Source organism: Paraburkholderia atlantica (assembly GCF_000092885.1).
Lineage (GTDB): Bacteria > Pseudomonadota > Gammaproteobacteria > Burkholderiales > Burkholderiaceae > Paraburkholderia > Paraburkholderia atlantica.
Map to the genome: position 1 here is coordinate 3154024 of NC_014117.1, position 20601 is coordinate 3174624.

Consider the following 20601-nt stretch of genomic DNA (forward strand, 5'->3'; position numbering starts at 1 on the left):
TTCTCTTCTCTATCTGTATCTAGGGGTAATCTGGACCCGCCGCGCGCCGATCGATCGGAACGCGGCGGGTACGTCTAAAGGGGACTTCCGTGAAGGCAGCTCAGGCGGCGAGCACTTCGCTGTTCGCCTTCTTCGCCGCGAGTTCGCCGAGCGCGCGCTTGTATTCGGTCGGGAACACCTTCACGAACTGACGGCGTGCCGCGTCCCAGTTTTCGAGCAGCGCCTTCGCGCGCGGGGAGCCCGTGAACTGGAAGTGACGCTCGATGAGCCCCTTGAGCAGCGCTTCGTCGGTCGTGTCGCGATGCCACACGCCCTTGTCGACCGTACGCTCCTGTTCGGCCTGTTGCAGCACCGGGTCGAGCGAAACCATCGACTTGTTGCACTTGCTCGCGAACGTGCCGTCCGGATCGAACACGTACGCGATACCGCCCGACATGCCGGCCGCGAAGTTACGGCCCGTCTCGCCGAGCACGACCACCGTGCCGCCCGTCATGTATTCGCAGCCGTGATCGCCCGTGCCTTCGACGACCGCCGTCGCGCCCGAATTACGCACGCAGAAACGCTCGCCCGCCACGCCGCGGAAGAAGGCTTCACCTTCGATCGCGCCGTACATCACCGTGTTACCGCAGATGATGTTCTCTTCCGACTTGCCGCGGAAATCGTTGGTCGGACGGATGATGATGCGGCCGCCCGACAGGCCCTTGCCCACGTAGTCGTTGCCGTCGCCGACCAGATCCAGCGTGATGCCCTTCGCGAGGAACGCGCCGAAGCTCTGCCCCGCGGTGCCTTTCAGCTGGATGTGGATCGCGTCGTCCGCGAGACCTTCGTGGCCGTACTTCTTCGCGATCGTGCCCGACAGCATCGCGCCGACCGTGCGGTTCACGTTGCGCACCGGCTGGATGAACGACACGTGCTCGCCCTTCTCGATCGCGGCCTTCGCCTTTTCGATCAGCGTGTGGTCGAGCGCGCGGTCGAGGCCGTGATCCTGCACGTCGACGTGCTTGCGTGCGACTTCCGCCGGCACTTGCGGCTGATAGAACACGCGCGAGAAGTCGAGGCCCTTCGCCTTCCAGTGCTCGATGCCCTTCTTCGTATCGAGCAGTTCCGCGCGGCCGATCAGGTCGTCGAACTTGCGGATACCGAGTTGCGCCATGATTTCGCGCGCTTCTTCCGCAACGAAGAAGAAGAAGTTCACGACGTGTTCCGGCTGCCCCTGGAACTTCGCACGCAGCACCGGATCTTGCGTCGCGACGCCGACCGGGCACGTGTTCAGATGGCACTTGCGCATCATGATGCAGCCTTCGACGACAAGCGGCGCCGTCGCGAAGCCGAATTCGTCCGCCCCGAGCAGCGCGCCGATCACGACGTCGCGGCCAGTCTTCATCTGACCGTCGGCCTGCACGCGGATACGGCCGCGCAGCTGGTTCAGCACCAGCGTCTGCTGCGTTTCCGCGAGACCCAGTTCCCACGGCGTGCCCGCATGCTTGATCGACGACAGCGGCGACGCACCCGTGCCACCGTCATGACCGGCGATCACGACGTGATCGGCCTTCGCTTTCGCGACACCGGCGGCAACCGTACCGACGCCCGACTCCGACACGAGCTTCACCGAGATGCTCGACGACGCGTTCACGTTCTTCAGATCGTGAATCAGCTGCGCCAGGTCTTCGATCGAGTAGATGTCGTGGTGCGGCGGCGGCGAAATGAGGCCGACGCCCGGCACCGAGTAACGCAGCTTGCCGATGTAGTCCGACACCTTGTGGCCCGGCAGCTGACCGCCTTCGCCCGGCTTCGCACCCTGCGCCATCTTGATCTGGATCTGATCGGCCGACGCGAGGTACTCAGCCGTCACGCCGAAGCGGCCCGACGCGACCTGCTTGATGCGCGAGCGCAGCGAATCGCCTTCCTTCAGCGGAATATCGACGATCACTTCGTCGCCGATCACGGACTTCATCGTATCGCCGTTCTTGATCGGAATGCCGCGCAGTTCGTTGCGATAACGGTTCGCATCTTCACCGCCCTCACCCGTGTTCGACTTGCCGCCGATGCGGTTCATCGCGACGGCGAGCGTGGCGTGCGCTTCGGTGCTGATCGAGCCCATCGACATTGCGCCGGTCGCGAAACGCTTGACGATTTCCTTTGCCGGTTCGACTTCGTCGAGCGGGATCGCCTTGGTCGGATCGAACTTGAACTCGAACAGGCCGCGAAAGGTCATGTGGCGCTTGGTCTGATCGTTGATCAGATGCGCGTATTCCTTGTACGTCTGGTACGAGTTGCTGCGCGCCGAGTGCTGCAGCTTGGCGATCGCATCCGGCGTCCACATATGTTCTTCGCCGCGCACGCGGTATGCGTATTCGCCGCCCGCGTCGAGCATGTTCGCGAGGACCGGGTTGTCGCCGAACGCCTCGCGATGCAGACGGATAGCCTCTTCCGCAACGTCGAACAGACCAATGCCGCCGACCTTCGACGACGTACCGTGGAAGTACTTCGCCACCAGATCCGACGCAAGACCGACCGCTTCGAAAATCTGCGCGCCGGTGTACGACATATAGGTCGAAATGCCCATCTTCGACATGACCTTCTGCAGGCCCTTGCCGACCGCCTTCGTGAAGTTGTAGACCGCCTTCTCCGCCGACAGGTCGCCCTTCAGGCCAGCCGCGAGCTGACTCAGCGTTTCCATCGCGAGGTACGGGTGCACGGCTTCCGCGCCATAGCCCGCGAGCAGCGCGAAGTGGTGCGTTTCACGCGCCGAACCGGTTTCGACGACGAGACCCGTGCTCGTGCGCAGACCTTGCTGCACGAGGTGCGTGTGGATCGCAGCGGTCGCTAGCAGCGCCGGAATCGCGACGTTGTCGCGGTCGGTCTTGCGGTCCGACACGATCAGCATGTTGTAGCCGGATTTGACCGCATCGACGGCTTCCGCGCACAGCGATGCGAGACGCGCCTCGATGCCTTCCTTGCCCCAGGCGACCGGGTAGCAGATGTTCAGCTCGTACGAGCTGAACTTGCCGCCGGTGTACTGATCGATCGCGCGGATCTTCGCGATGTCCTTGAAGTCGAGCACCGGCTGCGACACTTCGAGTCGCATCGGCGGGTTGATGTTGTTCGTGTCGAGCAGGTTCGGCTTCGGGCCGATGAACGACACGAGCGACATCACCATGTTTTCACGGATCGGGTCGATCGGCGGGTTCGTGACCTGCGCGAACAGCTGCTTGAAGTAGTGGTACAGCGTCTTGTTCTTGTTCGACATGACCGCGAGCGGCGAGTCGTTGCCCATCGAGCCGACGGCTTCCTCACCCGCTTGCGCCATCGGCGCCATCAGGAACTTCAGGTCTTCCTGGGTGTAGCCGAACGCCTGCTGGCGATCCAGCAGCGCAGCAGCTTCGCGGCGCTCCGTCACGACGTCTTCGGCCTTCGGCTCGATCTCGTCGAGCTTGATGCGCACGGCGTCGATCCAGCTCTTGTACGGCTTGGCGTTGGCGAGGTTGTCCTTCAGTTCCTTGTCGTCGATGATGCGGCCGTGCTCCATGTCGATCAGGAACATCTTGCCCGGCTGCAGACGCCACTTCTTGACGATCTTCGATTCCGGAATAGGCAGCGTGCCGGCTTCCGACGCCATGATCACGAGGTCGTCGTCGGTGACGATGTAGCGCGCCGGACGCAGACCGTTACGGTCGAGCGTCGCGCCGATCTGGCGGCCGTCGGTGAACGCGATCGCGGCGGGGCCGTCCCACGGCTCCATCATCGCGGCGTGGTACTCGTAGAACGCCTTGCGGTTTTCGTCCATCAGCGTGTGCTGTTCCCAGGCTTCCGGGATCATCATCATCATTGCGTGGACGAGCGGGTAGCCGGCCATCACCAGCAGTTCGAGACAGTTATCGAACGATGCCGTATCCGATTGGCCCGGATAGATCAGCGGCCACAGCTTCGGCAGGTCGTCACCGAGCACGTGCGAGGCGATCGCGCCGGTACGCGCGTTCAGCCAGTTGACGTTGCCCTTCACCGTGTTGATTTCGCCGTTGTGGGCGATCATGCGGTACGGGTGTGCCAGTTCCCACGCCGGGAACGTGTTGGTCGAGAAGCGCTGGTGCACAAGGGCGAGCGCCGACACGACACGCTCGTCCTGCAGGTCGCGGTAGTAGACGCCGACCTGACCCGCGAGCAGCAGACCCTTGTAGACGACCGTCCGCGCCGACATCGACGGCACGAAGTATTCCTTGCCGTGCTTGAGCTTCAGCGCCTGGATGCGGTGGCTCGCGGTCTTGCGGATGACGTACAGCTTCCGCTCGAGTGCATCGGTCACCATGATGTCCTTGCCGCGGCCGATGAAGATCTGGCGGATCAGCGGCTCGCTCGCCTTCACGGTCGGCGAGATCGGCATCGCGTGGTCGACCGGCACGTCGCGCCAACCGAGCACGACCTGACCTTCGGCCTTCACCGTCCGCTCGAGTTCCTGTTCGCAGGCGATGCGCGACGCGTGCTCCTTCGGCAGGAAGATCATGCCGACGCCGTATTCGCCAGCCGGCGGCAGCGTCACGCCTTGGCGGGCCATTTCTTCACGGTAGAAGCCGTCCGGAATCTGGATCAGGATGCCCGCGCCGTCGCCCATCAGCGGATCGGCGCCGACGGCGCCCCGGTGGTCGAGGTTCTCGAGAATCTTCAAGCCTTGCTGGATGATTTCGTGACTTTTGTGGCCCTTGATATGGGCGACGAAGCCGACGCCGCAAGCGTCGTGCTCGTTTTGTGGGTCGTACAGACCTTGGGCGGCGGGAACCGGGTGAATCGGTTGCTGGTGGTCGTTCATGGGGACACCGTCTGTGAGGAGGCCGGACAGGCCGTTAAACCATTGTTTTTTTGCCGCAGTGCGCTTCGCAACCACGACGGCGCTCTTCTCGCAGCAGAACTGCGCGGGAGGAAAAGCGTCGGAAATCGGAATATACGCGACGAATCAAGGAAATAGCAAATAAAACATAGTGATCAGGCACCAATTACCAAAATGGTGCATTGCGACTATTTTTTATTGGTGCCATATCAATGCGGCGCAAAAGAAAACGGCATACGAAATGCCGTCTTCATGCAGTCCTTTGATGCAAAACGCTTTATGCGGATTTAAAGCGGCTCTATCGGCGGCGCTGGGTGTCGCCTTTCCGCCGCCTCACTGCGTATGCGGCGTCTCGCGCACCTTGCGTGGCCGGCCACGCGGTAGCGGTGACACACGCCGGTTCGCGGCGCGCGCCGCCCATTCGCGGTAAGTGTCGCTGCCGAGCACCCAGCCCTTCAACGTGGCTTGCTGAAGCTGACTTGCCTCGCGCTCGTCGAGCGGCTGCTCGCACAATTCGCGATAAGCACGCTGCCGCTCGAACGGCGTATTGCCGAGCGACCAGTAGAGAGGGTGATCCGTGATCAGGCTGTCGAGGGTAAGGCCGATGTGATGACGATAGCTCGACCAACGATAATCCTCGGCCGCGTTGACCAACTGCAAGCGCACCGGGCACATTTCGACCACCCGGCTAGCAAGCAGGAAGTAGCGCTCACCTTCAATCACCGTGGCGCGGTAACGGCCTTCCCACAAGGTGCCGCGACGGGCATAGCGCCGGTTGAAGTGCGCGACGTAGCGCCGCCCGACAGCCTGCATCGCCTTGGGCAGGCTCGACTCCTCGGTGGGCGTGACGAGCAGTTGCACGGCGCCCGGCATCAAGGCGTAAGCGTGGATGGAAAGATGATGGTCCCGGGATGCCGCCTTCAGACAGTCGATGAAAAGCTCGTAGTCCTGGTCGTCGACGAAGGCGGGCTGCTGATCGAGCCCGCGGAGGATGACGTGCTGCGGCTGGTCGGGGACATAAAGACGTGCAAGCCGTGCCATGCTGGAGTGTCCAATAGTCGCGTTGGTATATACCCGAAGGTCCGAAGATCCGCATGCGCGCAAGGTTCGGCGCCATGCGGCCAAGCCAGAACCCACGGGGCGCTTAGGGAGAAAACTCTAACCGCCGCGTATGGTTTGTTTCAAACGTTGTAGTCATAATGAGCGGGCCTTTTTTGGAGGAGCACATATGAAATTAAAACAGGCCGTAACGGGGATGGCAGTGCTTGCCTGCATGAGCACGGCAGCGCACGCACAATCGGCCGGCAGCTTTTACGTCACGACGGGCTGGTTCCATCTGGCGCCCCAATCGAGCAGCGACCCGCTGACCGTGACCAGCATCGGCGGTAGCCCAACCAACATCACTGAAGCCAACACCGGCGCTTCGCTGGGTTCGGCCGACACCATCGGTTTCACCGCCGGATACTTCGTCACCGACCACATCGCCACCGAATTCGTCATTGGCGTCCCGCCTACTTTCGACCTGTCAGGCACGGGCAGCCTCGCGCAGTTCGGCAAGATCGGGCAGGCCAAACAGTGGAGCCCGACTCTGCTGTTCAAGTACTACTTCAACGCGCCGACCGCTGCGTTCCGGCCGTATCTCGGTGTCGGTGTGAGCCGCATCTGGTTCACCGACGAACACATCACCAACAGCTCATTCCAAGCCAACGTTCTGCATGGTCCGACCAGTGTCTCGACGGATAGTTCGTGGGAACCCGTGTTTAATGCAGGCTTCCATTACTCCTTCAATCAGCACTGGTTCGCCGGCGTGTCGATCTCATACTTGCCGCTCAGCACGACCGCGAAGCTCAATTCGGCGGCCACCACGCCGGTCGGCACGCTGACCGTGCAATCGCAGACCAAGATCAAGCTGAACCCGATCGTCACCTACGTCAACATCGGTTACCGTTTCTAACGCATCGCGACAGCAGGTGGCTTGAATTAGGGTAGTCGAATTTTCGCGCCCTGGGGAACGCCGTCATCGAACAGATGACGGCGTTTTTGTTTGGCCTCCCGCTTGTATCGGTATGGCAATGTCATCCGGCATCGGCGTTTGTAAATTTGACGCGAATGCGGCGTACCTGCGTGCAATATTGGGCAACGCTAACGGCACGCGGACCGTGTCGCGAGCCCCGCGCTGTCGCGTTACGGGCAATGCGACGCTTGGCATCGAAGTTGCGTTAGATGGCGTTTCCTATGCTGCGACGTGATACTGCGTCTGCCCATAGCGTATCCGCGCGACGATGCGCGGGGCCTTTCAACTCATCGACGGAGCGACCATGACAGCACTTCCAAATACGCGAGACGCCCTCGGCGAATCCTGGACCAGCGCGAGTCGCCGCGCACGCCGCATTGCTCGCCATAGCCGCCATGCGGCCGAAGATATCGCGGTCGAGTTGCGCACCCTGCTGTCGGAACTCGAATCGACCTTGGCCGACGGCACGCAGGCCGACGCCGTGGCCTTGCGCGGCAGGCTGCGTAAACAACTGGACGCCGCGCGCGAGCGGCTGAACGACACGCGCGATGCCATGCGTGATCGTGCGGGCGTCGCGATCTCGGACGCCGATCACTATGTGCATGAAAATCCGTGGCAGACGATTGCGATCGTCGGCGGACTTGCGCTGGTGGCGGGAGCGCTGTTCGCATCGCGCTCGCGATGACGCTGACCTGCGCGGTCTGATGGTGCTGGCAAGGCGACGCGACAGCCGCTTCGATGCGGCAAGGTTGAACGTTCCCCTTGCCGCGCAAAGCCGCTAGCGCCTAATTGTCGTCGATCACGAACAGCCGTCGATACTCCTTCAACGCGTAGCGATCGGTCATCCCCGCGATGTAATGCGCGATCAGACGCGGCTGGCGCGTCGCATCGCTCGACTGATAGTCCGGCGGCAGCAGCCGCGGGTCGTCGGTGAACGCGTCGAACAGTCCGACCACGACGCGGCGCGCCTTGTTGGCCATGCGCATCACGCGATAGTGGCGGTACATGTTTCTGAATAGAAAGCGCTTGAGCGCCGCGGCCTGCGCGGCAATCGCATCACTGTGCGCGACGAGCGGCGGCGCAGCGCGCACGTCGTCGAGTGACGCCGGTGCGTAGCGCGCGAGGTTGGCCCGCGTCGTCTCGATCAGATCGACGATCAGCGTATTGATCACGCGCCGCACCGTCTCGTGAATCAGCCGACGCCCTTCGATCTGCGGGTAGTCGCCGCGCGCCGCCTCACAATGCGTCTGCCAGAGCTCCACTTCGGCGAGCTGCTCGAGCGACAGGAGACCGGAGCGCAAACCGTCGTCCACATCGTGATTGTTGTAGGCGATTTCGTCGGCGACGTTGGCGATCTGTGCTTCGAGCGACGGTTGACGTCCTTCGAGAAAGCGCTCGCCCAATTCGCCGAGCCGGCGCGCGTTGTCGCGCGAGCAATGTTTAAGAATGCCCTCGCGCGTCTCGAAACACAGGTTCAGGCCGTTGAATGCTCCGTAGTGCTCCTCAAGTTCGTCGACGACCGCGAGGCTCTGCAGATTGTGCTCGAAGCCGCCGTGCTCGCGCATGCATTCGTTCAATGCATCCTGGCCGGCATGGCCGAACGGCGTATGGCCGAGATCGTGCGCCAGCGAAATCGCTTCGACCAGATCTTCATTGACGCGCAGATTGCGCGCGACCGAGCGCGCGATCTGCGCAACTTCGAGGCTATGGGTGAGGCGCGTGCGAAACAGGTCGCCCTCGTGATTGACGAATACCTGAGTCTTGTATTCGAGCCGCCGGAATGCGGTGGAGTGGACGATGCGGTCGCGGTCGCGCTGAAACTCGGTGCGCGCGCTCGGCGCGGTTTCCGCATAGCGACGCCCGCGCGACTGGCTCGAATGCGCCGCGTACGGCGCGAGATGCGCTTCGAGCGCCTGCTGGGTCGGCGCGGGGACGGCGGGTGCGGCGACCGCGGCAGCGGCATCCGCGGCGATGGCAGTGGCGCCGATGGCGCCGTTCCCGGCGCCTGCGCGCGCACTTGTCGAGTCACGCTGGATATCGTCGCTGCGCCTGTCAGTCACCGGGTTCTCCGAAACATGGGCGGCGCCTCGTGACGCGGGTGCGTGAAGCGTGGTTGCAGGGCCGCGTTGAATCTAGACGGCGGCGGCGAGCGTCGCATGCACTTCGGCGTCGGGCGCGCGGGTGATCAGTGTCTCACCGAAACGCTTCAGCAGAATGAACTTGATCGCGCCGCCTTCTGCTTTCTTGTCGATCTGCATCAGCTCGACGTAGCGATCCGTGCCGAGCGCGGGAGCGCGCGTGGGCAGATGTGCGGCAAGCACCACGTCGACGAGTCGCTTGCGCGACGCTTCGTCCAGATGGCCGAGGCGCACAGACAGATCCGCCGCCATCACCATTCCGCAGCCAACCGCCTCGCCATGCAGCCACTCGCCATAGCCGAGCCCGGCTTCGATCGCGTGGCCGAACGTATGGCCGAAGTTCAGGATCGCGCGCAGACCACCTTCGCGCTCGTCCTGCGCCACCACCGACGCCTTGATCTCGCACGAACGTTTGACCGCCTCGGTCAACGCCGCCGGTTCGCAGCGGTTCAAAGCCTCGATATTGGCCTCGATCCAGGTGAAGAAACCGGCATCGGCGATCGCGCCGGTCTTGATGACTTCGGCGATGCCCGCCGCGAGTTCGCGCCCGGGCAGCGATCGCAATACGCCGATGTCGGCGATCACCGCCTGCGGCTGGTAGAACGCGCCGATCATGTTCTTGCCGAGCGGATGATTGATGCCGGTCTTGCCGCCGACCGACGAATCCACCTGCGACAGCAACGTGGTCGGCACCTGGATGAACGGCACGCCGCGCATGTAGCAGGCGGCGGCAAACCCGGTCATGTCGCCGATCACACCGCCACCGAGCGCGATCAGCGTGGTCTTGCGGTCGGCGCGCGAGCCGAGCAGCGCGTCGAAGATCAGGTTCAGCGTCTGCAGATTCTTGTGCGCTTCGCCGTCCGGCAGAACGACCGTGGACACCTGCTTGTTCAGCGGCGCGAGCGCCGCGCGCAGCTTGTCGCCGTAGAGCGGATCGACGGTGCTGTTGGTGACGACCGTGATCGAGTTGCCGGCGATATGCGGCGCGAACAATTCAGTCTGGCCGATCAGGTCGGCACCGATATGGATGGGGTAGGCGCGCTCGCCCAGTTCGACGTTGACGGTAATCATACGGTCCATTATGACGCAGGATGTTTGGCGACGCCGGCCATCTCGAGCTGCATCAGAACCATGTTGACGAGTCCGTTGACCGAGGGCCGGCCGGTTTCAATCACGAAGTGCGCGCATTCGCGGTACAGCGGGTCGCGCACTTCATAGAGCGCTTCGAGGCGCGCCTTGGGGTCTTCCGTTTGCAGCAGCGGACGATTCTTGTCGCGCCGCGTGCGCAGCCACAGGTCATGCGGATTGGCGCGCAGATAGATCACGAGGCCGCGGCTTTTCAGCGCTTCGCGGTTTTCCGGCCGCAGCACCGCGCCGCCGCCGGTCGCGAGCACGATATTGTCGCGCGCGGTCAGCTCCGAGATCACGCTCGCTTCGCGATCGCGAAAGCCCGCTTCGCCCTCGAGCTCGAAGATCACGGGAATGCGCGCGCCCGTGCGCGCCTCGATTTCATGGTCGGAATCGAAGAACGGGCGCTCGAGACGGCGCGCAACCGCCCGACCCACAGTGGTCTTTCCTGCCCCCATGAGCCCTACGAAAAAAACATTGGCGTGTGCGTCCCGCGCTTGCAACGGTGTCCTCTGGCTAATCCGGTGTAGTTCGTGCCGCAGCTTACTGGCAAAGCGGCCGCCTTGTCGAGCCTGCGCGCCGCCGGCGGACGGCGGCGCATGCGTGCCCTATATGCCCTAATTTTCCCGCACCACGCGCGGCGTGATGAAAACCGCCAGTTCGCTACGCGTGTCGCGATGAGTCCGATGGCGGAACAGGGCACCCAAAACCGGTATTTTGCCAAGGACGGGCACCCGCTCGACGTCGTCCCGGTCGTCGGTCTCATAAATTCCGCCGATCGACACCGTACCGCCATCCTCGACCTCGACGCGCGTTTGCACGTGCTTGGTGTTAATCGCGGGCCCGGCATCGGTCTGCTCGCCGACGCTGTCCTTCGCGACGTCGAGATCGAGCACTACGCGGCCATCCGGCATGATCTGCGGCTCGACCTCCAGTTTGAGCGTCGCGCGGCGAAACTGCACGCCGGATACGCCCTGGCCGACCTTCGCCTGATACGGCAGCTCGGTGCCCTGCTCGACGATCGCCTTCATCCGGTCCGCCGTGACGACCCGCGGGCTCGACACGATTTTCCCATGTCCCTCTGATTCGAGCGCCGAGAGTTCGATGTTCAGCAGCCGTGTCGCGTGCGCCGCGAATAGCGTGAGGCCGGCGGTCGCGGCATCGAATCCGGAGATCGGACGGGCCGACAGATCGTACACGGTGCCGTCCGTTCCTCCCGTCAGCCCCCTCGACGTACCATCCGCGCTCGTGCCGGCGAGCGACAGCCGCACCCCGAGATTGCGCGAAAAACCCTGCTCGCCTTCGACGATCTGAGCCTCGATCAGCACCTGGCGAGTCGGCCGGTCGACGGAGGCGATCAGCGCCGCGATCTGCTCGAGCCGCCCCGCGAGATCGGTGACGAACAGCAGGTTGGTGCGCGGATCGGCGGTGACGGCGCCGCGTTTGGACAGCACGCGCTGGGTGCCGGAACCGGTCAGCAGGCGCCGCACGTCCTCGGCGTGCGCGTAGTGCAGCTCGAACGTGCGGCTCGCGAGCGGTTCGAGGTCCGCGGCGCGCGCGTGAGCTTCGAAGCGCTGACGTTCGCGCGCAGCGAGTTCGGCGGCAGGCGCGACCCAGATGACGTTGCCGTGGCGCTCAATCGCCAGATTGTTGACGTCGAGCAGCGTGTCGAACGCGGTGCGCCACGGCACCTGGTCGAGCCGTATCGACACGGCACCGCGTACTTTGTCACTGGCGACGATGTTCAGGCCGGTGAATTCGGCGAACGCTTTCAGGACCGCGCCGAGTTGCGCATGCTGGAAGTTCAGCGAAATCGGCTTGTTGCCCGCGGGAAGGCCCGAGTCGGCACCGGCCGATGCGTCGGCGAGGCGCAGCCGCGGCGGCAGTGGAACCGGCGGGCCCTCGAGGCTCGGCGCGCCGGCGCTGTCGTCGCGAGCCGGAGCGGCCGGTTGTTTTGGCGACGGCGGCAGGATCGGGCCGTCGGCGGCGTCGTCCGGGGAAGCGTCGGGGGCTGTCGCGGCACGCAGGGCCGGCTCGACGGTGTCCGGGTCTTGGGCTGCTTTTGGCGTGGAAACGTCGCCGAACGGATTCGCCGCTTGGCCTAGACCACCGCTCGGCAGCGGTGCTGTCTCGTGGGCGGTATTGGCCGATACGGCTGGATCGTCGAGCGCCGCGTAGGTCGGCAACGGCGGTTGCAACGGTGGCGTCGCAGCCTGTGCGACGCCGGCGCCCAGCGTCGCAGCGACGTAGAGCCTGAAACACAGCGCGGAGACGACGCGGGCCTCGCGTTCACTCCCCAACGCCGCCACGCCACATCGCTTGAGTATGCGCATCATGACGCCTCCGTCGGCGTCAGCGTCAGCGTGCGCGTCGCGCCGCCGTTCGCGAGCGTAATGCCGAGCGCATCGAGCTGCGTGACTCGCTCGACGCCCAGTTGCTGCCCGGCCGCGACCGTCGTCGTGCCGTCTGGCGTGTCGAGCAGGGCGAGCCCGCGGGTGCGGTCGCGCAGCAGACCGACAAGGCGCAACTCAGAGGCATCGCCCGGCACGCCGCTCGCGGAGATTTGCGGCTTCGCAAACGGATCGAAGAACACGAGGCCTTCGTCGTCATCGTCGGCAGCCTTGTCGGCGTCACGGCTGGCGTCGGCGCTTGCGGCCGGGATCTCGGGCGCCGGTCGCAGCGCGCCGTACATCTGCAGCGTCGCGGCCACCGCGAGACCTTTGCCGTCCTGCTTGACGGTCACATCGACGGGAACGATCAGCACCGGCAGTTGCGCGAGCCCGTGGAAAAAAGCCATCAGGTGGACGAAGTCCGTGCGCGCGGTGAGCTGCAGCTCGCGCATCCGCTCGACGCCCTCGCCGCTCGCCGCGCCCGGTTCGACCGCGAGCAACGCGACGCCGCTTTGCGTGGCCAGCTCGGAGACGATGCGCACGTCGTCGGCGGAATTCCACGGCAAGGCGCTCGACACCGTAGCCGACATCGCCGAGGCTGCACGGCGCAGCGACGGCAGCTGTGCGAGCGTGTGCCGGGCGTCCGCGAGACGCTGCGTGCTGAGCGCGAGCGCCGCCCGGCTCGCCTCCAGTCCGGCGAGATCGGCCGTGTTCCAACCGTACGCGCCGAGGCCGAACACGAGCGCAGCAAGCGTCGCCGCGACGAACCAGCGACGGCGCGAGCTCCACGCCTCGAGCGGCACACGCGCCCGCTTGACCCAGCGTGAAAAAACCGCGGTGCCGTGCGCCGCACCGCCCGGCTCGAAAAAGGTCGTGCTCATCGTGCACCTCCCTTTCGTGCGGCCCTCGAGGCGTGCGTCGCTTGGGGCGGCGGTTCGCCCCAGCGCAGGCGCGCATCGAATTCCACCGGTCCGCCTATCGCTGGTTCCGTCGACGCGCCGCCCTTCGCCGTCGGCCGACGCAGATCGCGCATCTCCGCGCCCTGTACGCCGTGAACCGCGCCGAGCCGCTTGAGCCACTCAGCCGACGCGATATGGCCGCTCGAAGTCGCCAGCAATTCGGTCTCGTACTCGCGCTGTCGAAACTGCCGCAACACGACGCGATCGCCGGGCTCGAAGCTCAGCGCGTCGAGCAGATCGCGCAGATGGACGAGCGGCCTCGCGAGACTCGCGGCGCGGGCCGCGGCCTGGCGCTGCTGCTGTTCGGCCTGCGACAACTTCGCGTGCTCCGCGAGCGGCACGGCGAGTGGGGTCAGCGCCTGCTCGACCGCTGCGCGCCGCGCATCGAGCCCCGCCGCAGCGAAGCTCTGCCAGCCGGCGACGAGCAACACACCGGCGGCACCGACGCAAGCCGCCGCAGCCCAGTCGCGCATGCAGCGGTGCCGCGCGAGTCGCGCGTTGCGTTGGCGATACGGCAGCAGATTAAAGCCGCCGAGCCATGGCACAGCGGCACGCTGATCACACCGATCGAGACTCGCGCCCGCGCCAGATGAAAACGACAGAACGCCCCTCATTCCAGCACCCCGCGCAACGCAAGCCCAAACGCGACAGCGCCCGCCGGCTCGTGCAGCAACGCGTCGTCGAGCGGCCGCGCGTGGCTGCCGAGCAGCGCACACTCGAACGGCAGCGCCGAGCAGCCGAGCACGTCGCCGATATCGGCGAGCGAAAAACCGACGCCGTCGAGCAGATCGATTTCGCCGCCGATCAACGCGCAGTCGAACTCCGGTCCGTGCGTAAGATCGCGCAACGCGTCGGCGAGATCGGCATGCTCGGGCGCCGGATAGCGCATCTCTCCGACGCTCGCGCCATCGACGACGCTCCAGCCGTACACGCCGTCCGTACCGACCCACACCGCCGCGTATGGCTCGTTCGGGTCGAGCTCGCGACTCGCCGCGTGGCGCAAGGCGCGCAATGCCGCGTGCGGCTCGCCATCGATAGCGGACAGCGAAATGCCCGCAGTCGCCGCGCATTCGATCCGCGCTTCCAGATGTTGGCGCGAGGTCGCGGCGATTTTCACCGAGCGCTGCGGCGACGGCGTCTCGTCGACGTACCAGTCGACCGCGAGCGCATGACGCTCGAGCCCGGCGATGCGCTCCGCTTCGCCCATCACCGCGGGCGCGAGTCCGGCGAGCGCAACGCCGCCGTCCTCCGCCTCGCAGTCGCTCTGCGCGGCGAGCCGTTCGAGCGGCACTGTCGTCGTCAGCGTGGCCGACGAAGGCACGGCCATCGCGCAGCGCAGCGCGTGCGTCGCGCATACGCGCGGCAAACCGGCGAACGCATCGCGCAACGCCCGCGCGACGGCCTGCCGATCGACGATTTCGGCGCCGGCCATTACGCCGGCCGCGAGCGGCACCGTGCTGATATGTTCGAGATGCAGCGCGCCCCGTGCGCGTTGACTCACCACCACGAGACGCACGTTTTGCGAGCCGACGTCGATGCCGGCGGCGAAACGCTGCCGGCCCTCCCGCACCGCCTGAAGCCATGAATTTTTATAAGCCATAGCGCCCTCCCTCTGAACGCGAATAACGAGGGATCATTGTCGGCAGACGCGCGTCCTAACGACATTCAGCCGAATGGCTAACGCAGCTGCGAAGGCGCCCCGAGCGACATCAAAGCGACTACAGTTGGGACTACAGCGAAGTCATTCCTGCGCCGTCTGGCGGGTGCCGATTGCACGCCATGCGTAAGCTTGTCGAAAGCAGAAAAACCCTGGCGGCTATAATCGCGGGACTGTTTTTCCGGTACTCCTATGCAAGCCTCGTCTCCTACGTCCCCGCCGCCCGCGCCGAAAAAGCGCAAACGTCCGCTTTGGCTGAAGCTGATCCTCGGCTTTTTCGGCTTGATCGCGGCGGGCATCGTGTCCGTGGCGCTGGTGCTCGGCTATGCGCTCGTCGTCGCGACGCCGAACCTGCCGTCACTCGATGCGCTGACCGACTATCAACCCAAGGTGCCGCTGCGAATCTATACGGCCGACCACGTGCTGATCGGCGAATTCGGCGAGGAGCGGCGCGACATCGTGCACATTCAGGACGTGCCCGACAGCCTGAAGAAAGCGATCCTCGCGATCGAGGACGCGCGCTTTTATGAGCACGGTGGCGTCGACCTGACCGGCATCGCGCGAGCCGGCATCGTCGCGCTGACCAACGGACATGCGACGCAAGGCGCGAGCACGATCACGATGCAGGTGGCGCGCAACTTCTTTCTATCCAGCGAAAAAACCTACACGCGCAAGATCTACGAGATGCTGCTCGCGTACAAGATCGAGTCGAAGCTGAGCAAGGATCAGATTCTTGAGGTGTACATGAATCAGATCTATCTCGGTCAGCGCGCGTACGGTTTCGCGAGCGCCGCGCGCGTGTACTTCGGCAAGGATCTGAAGGACCTGACGCTCGCCGAATCGGCGATGCTCGCCGGTCTGCCGAAGGCGCCGTCCGCGTATAACCCGGTCGTCAATCCGAAGCGCGCGAAGGTGCGCCAGGAGTACATCCTGCAGCGCATGTACGAACTGCGCTACATCACCCGGGAACAGTACGACGAGGCGAGCCGGCAGCGGCTCGTGGTGAAGGGCATGGGCAAGGAGTACAGCGTGCACGCGGAATACGTCGCGGAAATGGTGCGGCAGATGATGTACGCGCAGTATCGCGAGGAAGCCTACACGCGCGGCCTGAACGTCGTGACCACGATCGACTCGGCCGATCAGGACGTCGCCTATCACGCGGTGCGCAAAGGCTTGATGGACTACGAGCGCCGTCACGGCTATCGCGGCCCGGAGGCGTTCATCGATCTGCCGGCCGACGCCGACGAGCGCGAGCAGGCCATCGACGACGCGCTGCTCGAGCATCCCGACAACGGCGAAATCATCGCGGCCGTCGTCACGGCGGCGAGCCCGAAGGAGGTGCAGGCGGCCTTCATCGACGGCAACGTCGCGACGGTTCAGGGCGACGGCCTGCGTTATGCGCAGTTCGCGCTCGGCCCGCGCGCGCAGCCGAATCAGCGCATCCGGCCCGGCGCGATCGTGCGGCTCGTGAAGAACGACGAGGGCGACTGGTCGATCACGCAATTGCCGCAGGTGGAAGGCGCATTCATCTCGGTGGTGCCGCAGGACGGTGCGATCCGCTCGCTGGTCGGCGGCTTCGACTTCAACAAGAACAAGTTCAATCACGTGACGCAGGCGTGGCGTCAGCCGGGCTCGAGCTTCAAGCCGTTCATCTATTCGGCGTCGCTCGAAAAGGGCCTCGGGCCCGCGACGATCATCAACGACGCGCCGCTCTTTTTCAGCGCCGCCGAAACCGGCGGCCAGGCATGGGAGCCGAAGAACTACGGCGGCGGTTTCGACGGTCCGATGACGATGCGCACCGCGCTGCAGAAGTCGAAGAATCTCGTGTCGATCCGCATCCTGAACCAGATCGGCCCGAAGTACGCGCAGCAATACATCACGCGCTTCGGCTTCGACGCGGACCGCCATCCCGCCTATCTGCCGATGGCGCTCGGCGCGGGCCTCGTGACGCCGCTGCAAATGGCGGGCGCGTTCTCGGTGTTCGCCAACGGCGGCTACCGGATCAATCCTTATCTGATCGCGGAAGTCACCGATCAGCGCGGCGGCGTCGTCGCGCAAGCGCAGCCGCTCGTGGCCGGGCAAAACGCGCCATATGCGATCCAACCGCGCAACGCCTATGTGATGAACAGCCTGCTGCAAAGCGTCGCGCAGCACGGCACCGGGGCGAAGAGCAACGTGCTCAAGCGCACCGATCTCGCCGGCAAGACCGGCACGACCAACGACTCGCGCGACGCGTGGTTCGCCGGCTATCAACACACGCTCACCGCGATCGCGTGGATCGGCTACGACAATCCGCGCAGCCTCGGCGACAAGGAAACCGGCGGCGGCCTCGCGCTGCCGGTGTGGATCGAGTACATGGGACGCGCGCTGAAGGGCGTGCCCGAGTACAAGATGGCACGCCCCGACGACGTCAGTGAAATCGGTTCGGAGCTTTATTTCGACGATTTCACGCCGGGCCACGGGTTCATCGCAACGGTCGGCGTCAGTCAGGCGACGCTCGACGCCCAGGCGAGCGCGGCGGCCGCCGCGCCGGAGCAGGTCGGCGAGCAGGAGAAACAGGACATCATGAATCTGTTCCGCGGGCACTGAGGCCGGGTCGACGTACCGCTAGAAAAGAAAAAACCGCCGCGTTTGTTATGCGGCGGTTTTGTTTTGACAGCGTCTCGCGCTTCGCGCTTATTGCGCCACGCTTACTGCGCGGCGAACTGCACCGGCTCGTCAGCCTGCTCGGTCGCATACTGCGACAGCGCCGCGAAAAACTCCGAGCCGCTGCGCGTGTCGCGCCATTCGCCGTCGACGAAACGGAAGTGAAAACCGCCGGCCTTCGCGGCGATCCAGATCTCGCTCATCGGCGGCTGAAGGTTGACGATGATCTTCGTGCGGTTCTCGAATTCGAGCGTCAGAACGTTGCCGCTGCGCTCGAGCTCGATGTCGGCGTCGATGTCATCGAGTGCGCTCTCGATGGCGGCCAGTACGGCTTCCGCACGGGTCAGGTAATCACTATCGGACATGCTAAACTCCATCGATTATTCATTCAGGGACAGTCATGCGAGTCGTAACTCGGATGCGCGCGGCAGCGCCCGGCCGCGCGATTGTAGCGGTTTTAGCCATTCTCGCAGGTTGTGCGCTTACCGGCTGCGGCCAACGCGGCTCGCTCTATCTGCCAACCGTACCGCCGCTGCCTGCCCCGCCGGCTCATCGCACGCAAACGCCGCCGACCGATCAAACGCAACCCGCTACCGGCAGCGCGGCCGACACGGATTCGATCCCGGACACCTCGGGTACGCCGCTCACGCTCGCCCCCGAAGACCAGCTCAAGACGCCGCCCGCTTCGGCGGCATCGGCTCCCGCAGTGCCGCTGCCCGCCTCTGCCGTCCCTTCCGCCCAATAAGACCTTCGCATGACTCGATCCGTATTTGACTACGTCGACGGCGTATTGCACGCCGAAGGCGTGTCCGCCGTTTCCCTCGCCGAGCAGTTCGGCACGCCGCTGTACGTCTATTCGCGCGCCGCGCTCACCGCGGCGTGGAACGCCTATGCGGGCGCCTGCGCAGGGCGTCGCGCGAGCGTGCACGTGGCCGTCAAGGCCAACAGCAATCTCGCGGTGCTGAACGTCTTCGCGCGCCTCGGCGCGGGGTTCGACATCGTGTCGGGCGGCGAACTCGCGCGCGTGCTCGCGGCCGGCGGCAAAGCGGAAAACACCGTGTTTTCGGGCGTCGGCAAGCAGGCGAGCGAGATGCGCGACGCGCTCGTGGCGGGCGTCAAATGCTTCAACGTCGAGTCGATTCCCGAGCTCGATCGACTCAACGCGGTGGCGGGCGAGATGGGCAAGAAGGCGCCGGTGTCGCTGCGCGTGAATCCCGACGTCGACGCGAAAACGCATCCGTACATTTCCACCGGACTGAAGACGAACAAGTTCGGCGTCGCGTTCGAAGATGCACGTGCCACTTATCAGGCGGCCGCGGCGATGGCGAATCTCGAGGTGGTCGGTATCGACTGCCATATCGGCTCGCAAATCACCGAAGTCGCGCCTTACCTCGACGCAATCGACAAGGTGCTGGAACTCGTCGAGCAGATCGAGCAAGACGGCGTGTCGATTCGCCATATCGACGTCGGCGGCGGACTCGGCATCACCTACGACGACGAAACGCCGCCGGAAATCGGCGAGTTCGTGCGCACGGTGCTCGATCGCATCGAAGCGCGTGGCCACGGTCACCGCGAAGTCTATTTCGAGCCGGGTCGCTCGCTGGTCGGCAACGCGGGTGTGCTGCTCACGCGTCTCGAGTTTCTGAAGCCGGGCGAGGACAAGAATTTCGCGATCGTCGACGCGGCGATGACCGATCTCGCGCGCCCCGCGATGTACGACGCGTATCACGCGATCGAGCCGGTCGTGAAGCGCGACGTGCCCGCGCACGTCTATGACGTGGTCGGCCCGGTTTGCGAAAGCGGCGACTGGCTCGGCCGCGAACGGCTGCTCGCGGTCGAACCCGGCGATCTGCTCGCGATCCGTTCGGCCGGCGCTTACGGGTTCGTGATGAGCTCGAACTACAACACCCGTGCGCGCGCCGCCGAAGTGATGGTGGATGGTACACAAGCGCACGTGGTTCGCGCGCGTGAAGAGGTCAAGCAGCTGTTTGCAGGTGAAACGACTCTGCCGGCGTAAACGTCCGATCTGGCCGCAAAGCCAACGGTAAATGAAGCACAGCAACGAAAAAATGGCGATGCCGGGGAGGCATCGCCATTTTTCTTTGCGGCAACGCGCGTGATGCGAAAGTTCGCGCAATCACCGTCGGCGCGTGGTCATCCTTCGCTCCCGTATCCACACTACGAGCCGCCACCCCAACAGCGCGATCATCACCGCGCCGTAAATCTTCGGCAGCAGCAGATCGTGCTTGCCCGCCTTCATCCACCAGAAATGCAGGATCGCGAGCGCGCCGATCACGTAGATCGCACGATGCAGGGTCTGCCAGCGACGTCCGAGCTTGCGCACCATCGCGCGCGGCGACGTGACCGCAAGCGCGATCAGCAGCACGAACGCGGCGAAGCCTACCGTGATGAATGGCCGCTTGCCGATGTCCTTCACGATCTCCGCAACATCGAACCACTTGTCGAACCACAGGTACGTGGTGAAATGCAGCGTCGCGTAGAAAAACGTGTAGAGGCCGAGCATCCGACGGAAACGCACGAGCGCGGCCACGCCGGTCATACGGCGCAACGGCGTCACCGCGAGCGTGACGCACAGGAACACGAGTGTCCACAGACCCGTCGAGCGCGTGATGAATTCGATCGGATTCGCGCCGAGCCGCTCGGTCAGGCCAAACAGCACGAGGCGCGCGAGCGGATAAAGCGCAGCGATGAAGACCGCGACTTTCGCCGGTACGACCCAGCGCGCGCCGCCCGCGGGCCGTGGCTTCGCCGCCGACATCGGCGCCGTGCGCCGTGTCGCAGGCTCGTTGCGGGTGACAGTTTGCATATCGGAAGCCATCGCGCGCG

General features: G+C 64.7%; 16 protein-coding genes. 5 read left to right on the forward strand and 11 right to left on the reverse strand.

The genetic code is table 11. The features are described from left to right. Positions 1-100: 100 nt before the first annotated feature. Positions 101-4804, reverse strand: coding sequence for a glutamate synthase-related protein (locus BC1002_RS14250; protein ID WP_041734450.1), 4704 nt, complete (start codon positions 4802-4804; stop codon positions 101-103). Positions 4805-5155: 351 nt separating this feature from the next. Then, positions 5156-5863, reverse strand: coding sequence for a transposase (locus tag BC1002_RS14255; RefSeq protein ID WP_013090727.1), 708 nt, complete (start codon positions 5861-5863; stop codon positions 5156-5158). 187 nt (positions 5864-6050) lie between these two features. Between BC1002_RS14255 and BC1002_RS14260 the strand changes: the two genes are divergently transcribed. Together BC1002_RS14260 and BC1002_RS14265 are read left to right on the forward strand one after the other, a co-directional pair. Continuing rightward, on the forward strand, positions 6051-6776 hold the full coding sequence (locus BC1002_RS14260) for an OmpW/AlkL family protein (protein ID WP_013090728.1): 726 nt from the start codon (positions 6051-6053) through the stop codon (positions 6774-6776). Between the two features lie 364 nt (positions 6777-7140). Beyond that, on the forward strand, positions 7141-7521 hold the full coding sequence (locus BC1002_RS14265; protein WP_013090729.1) for an ElaB/YgaM/YqjD family protein: 381 nt from the start codon (positions 7141-7143) through the stop codon (positions 7519-7521). A 100-nt stretch (positions 7522-7621) separates the two neighbouring features. Here BC1002_RS14265 and BC1002_RS14270 read toward each other — a convergent pair whose 3' ends face one another. The 7 genes from BC1002_RS14270 to pilM all read right to left on the reverse strand — a co-directional run bounded on the left by BC1002_RS14270 (position 7622) and on the right by pilM (position 15051). Next, positions 7622-8809, reverse strand: coding sequence for a deoxyguanosinetriphosphate triphosphohydrolase (locus BC1002_RS14270; protein WP_049870230.1), 1188 nt, complete (start codon positions 8807-8809; stop codon positions 7622-7624). Positions 8810-8968: 159 nt separating this feature from the next. Further along, positions 8969-10054 carry a 3-dehydroquinate synthase gene (aroB, locus tag BC1002_RS14275; protein ID WP_013090731.1) on the reverse strand — a complete coding sequence of 362 codons (1086 nt, stop codon included), beginning with the start codon at positions 10052-10054 and terminating at the stop codon, positions 8969-8971. Beyond that, the gene (locus BC1002_RS14280) at positions 10054-10605 is read right to left on the reverse strand and encodes a shikimate kinase (RefSeq protein WP_026228368.1); all 552 of its coding nucleotides are present in this window, start codon (positions 10603-10605) and stop codon (positions 10054-10056) included. The genes aroB and BC1002_RS14280 overlap by 1 nt, the downstream gene beginning before the upstream one ends. Before the next feature lie 114 nt (positions 10606-10719). After that, complete coding sequence (locus BC1002_RS14285; RefSeq protein WP_013090733.1) at positions 10720-12438, reverse strand: type IV pilus secretin PilQ; 1719 nt, start codon at positions 12436-12438, stop codon at positions 10720-10722. Next, positions 12435-13373 carry a hypothetical protein gene (locus BC1002_RS14290; RefSeq protein WP_013090734.1) on the reverse strand — a complete coding sequence of 313 codons (939 nt, stop codon included), beginning with the start codon at positions 13371-13373 and terminating at the stop codon, positions 12435-12437. The genes BC1002_RS14285 and BC1002_RS14290 overlap by 4 nt, the downstream gene beginning before the upstream one ends. Next, a complete protein-coding gene (locus BC1002_RS14295; RefSeq protein ID WP_013090735.1) occupies positions 13370-14065 on the reverse strand; it encodes a hypothetical protein in 696 nt (231 codons plus the stop codon). Before BC1002_RS14295 ends, BC1002_RS14290 begins: the two co-directional genes overlap by 4 nt. After that, positions 14062-15051 (reverse strand): pilus assembly protein PilM, encoded by a 990-nt coding sequence (gene pilM, locus BC1002_RS14300; RefSeq protein ID WP_013090736.1) that lies wholly within the window; start codon positions 15049-15051, stop codon positions 14062-14064. Before pilM ends, BC1002_RS14295 begins: the two co-directional genes overlap by 4 nt. Positions 15052-15300: 249 nt before the next feature. Here pilM and BC1002_RS14305 point away from each other — a divergent pair, with 249 nt between their 5' ends. Further along, entirely contained in the window at positions 15301-17697 is a 2397-nt protein-coding gene (locus BC1002_RS14305) for a penicillin-binding protein 1A (protein ID WP_013090737.1), read from the forward strand. A gap of 101 nt (positions 17698-17798) precedes the next feature. Here BC1002_RS14305 and cyaY read toward each other — a convergent pair whose 3' ends face one another. Then, entirely contained in the window at positions 17799-18119 is a 321-nt protein-coding gene (gene cyaY, locus BC1002_RS14310; protein WP_013090738.1) for an iron donor protein CyaY, read from the reverse strand. Positions 18120-18154: 35 nt separating this feature from the next. Here cyaY and lptM point away from each other — a divergent pair, with 35 nt between their 5' ends. Together lptM and lysA are read left to right on the forward strand one after the other, a co-directional pair. Next, a complete protein-coding gene (gene lptM, locus BC1002_RS14315; RefSeq protein ID WP_013090739.1) occupies positions 18155-18499 on the forward strand; it encodes an LPS translocon maturation chaperone LptM in 345 nt (114 codons plus the stop codon). 9 nt (positions 18500-18508) lie between these two features. Beyond that, positions 18509-19771: a diaminopimelate decarboxylase gene (lysA, locus tag BC1002_RS14320; protein ID WP_013090740.1), complete on the forward strand. Its 1263-nt coding sequence runs from the start codon at positions 18509-18511 to the stop codon at positions 19769-19771. 120 nt (positions 19772-19891) lie between these two features. Here lysA and msrQ read toward each other — a convergent pair whose 3' ends face one another. Beyond that, a complete protein-coding gene (gene msrQ / locus BC1002_RS14325; RefSeq protein ID WP_013090741.1) occupies positions 19892-20593 on the reverse strand; it encodes a protein-methionine-sulfoxide reductase heme-binding subunit MsrQ in 702 nt (233 codons plus the stop codon). Positions 20594-20601: the final 8 nt, after the last annotated feature.

Coding starts and splice junctions, on each gene's coding strand:
- BC1002_RS14290 (WP_013090734.1), bottom strand. CDS start 13,373: ATGAGCACGACCTTTTTCGAGCCGGGCGGTGCGGCGCACGGCACCGCG.
- BC1002_RS14305 (WP_013090737.1), top strand. CDS start 15,301: ATGCAAGCCTCGTCTCCTACGTCCCCGCCGCCCGCGCCGAAAAAGCGC.
- cyaY (WP_013090738.1), bottom strand. CDS start 18,119: ATGTCCGATAGTGATTACCTGACCCGTGCGGAAGCCGTACTGGCCGCC.
- lysA (WP_013090740.1), top strand. CDS start 18,509: ATGACTCGATCCGTATTTGACTACGTCGACGGCGTATTGCACGCCGAA.
- pilM (WP_013090736.1), bottom strand. CDS start 15,051: ATGGCTTATAAAAATTCATGGCTTCAGGCGGTGCGGGAGGGCCGGCAG.
- BC1002_RS14255 (WP_013090727.1), bottom strand. CDS start 5,863: ATGGCACGGCTTGCACGTCTTTATGTCCCCGACCAGCCGCAGCACGTC.
- BC1002_RS14285 (WP_013090733.1), bottom strand. CDS start 12,438: ATGATGCGCATACTCAAGCGATGTGGCGTGGCGGCGTTGGGGAGTGAA.
- aroB (WP_013090731.1), bottom strand. CDS start 10,054: ATGGACCGTATGATTACCGTCAACGTCGAACTGGGCGAGCGCGCCTAC.
- BC1002_RS14260 (WP_013090728.1), top strand. CDS start 6,051: ATGAAATTAAAACAGGCCGTAACGGGGATGGCAGTGCTTGCCTGCATG.
- msrQ (WP_013090741.1), bottom strand. CDS start 20,593: ATGGCTTCCGATATGCAAACTGTCACCCGCAACGAGCCTGCGACACGG.
- BC1002_RS14295 (WP_013090735.1), bottom strand. CDS start 14,065: ATGAGGGGCGTTCTGTCGTTTTCATCTGGCGCGGGCGCGAGTCTCGAT.
- BC1002_RS14250 (WP_041734450.1), bottom strand. CDS start 4,804: ATGAACGACCACCAGCAACCGATTCACCCGGTTCCCGCCGCCCAAGGT.
- BC1002_RS14265 (WP_013090729.1), top strand. CDS start 7,141: ATGACAGCACTTCCAAATACGCGAGACGCCCTCGGCGAATCCTGGACC.
- lptM (WP_013090739.1), top strand. CDS start 18,155: ATGCGAGTCGTAACTCGGATGCGCGCGGCAGCGCCCGGCCGCGCGATT.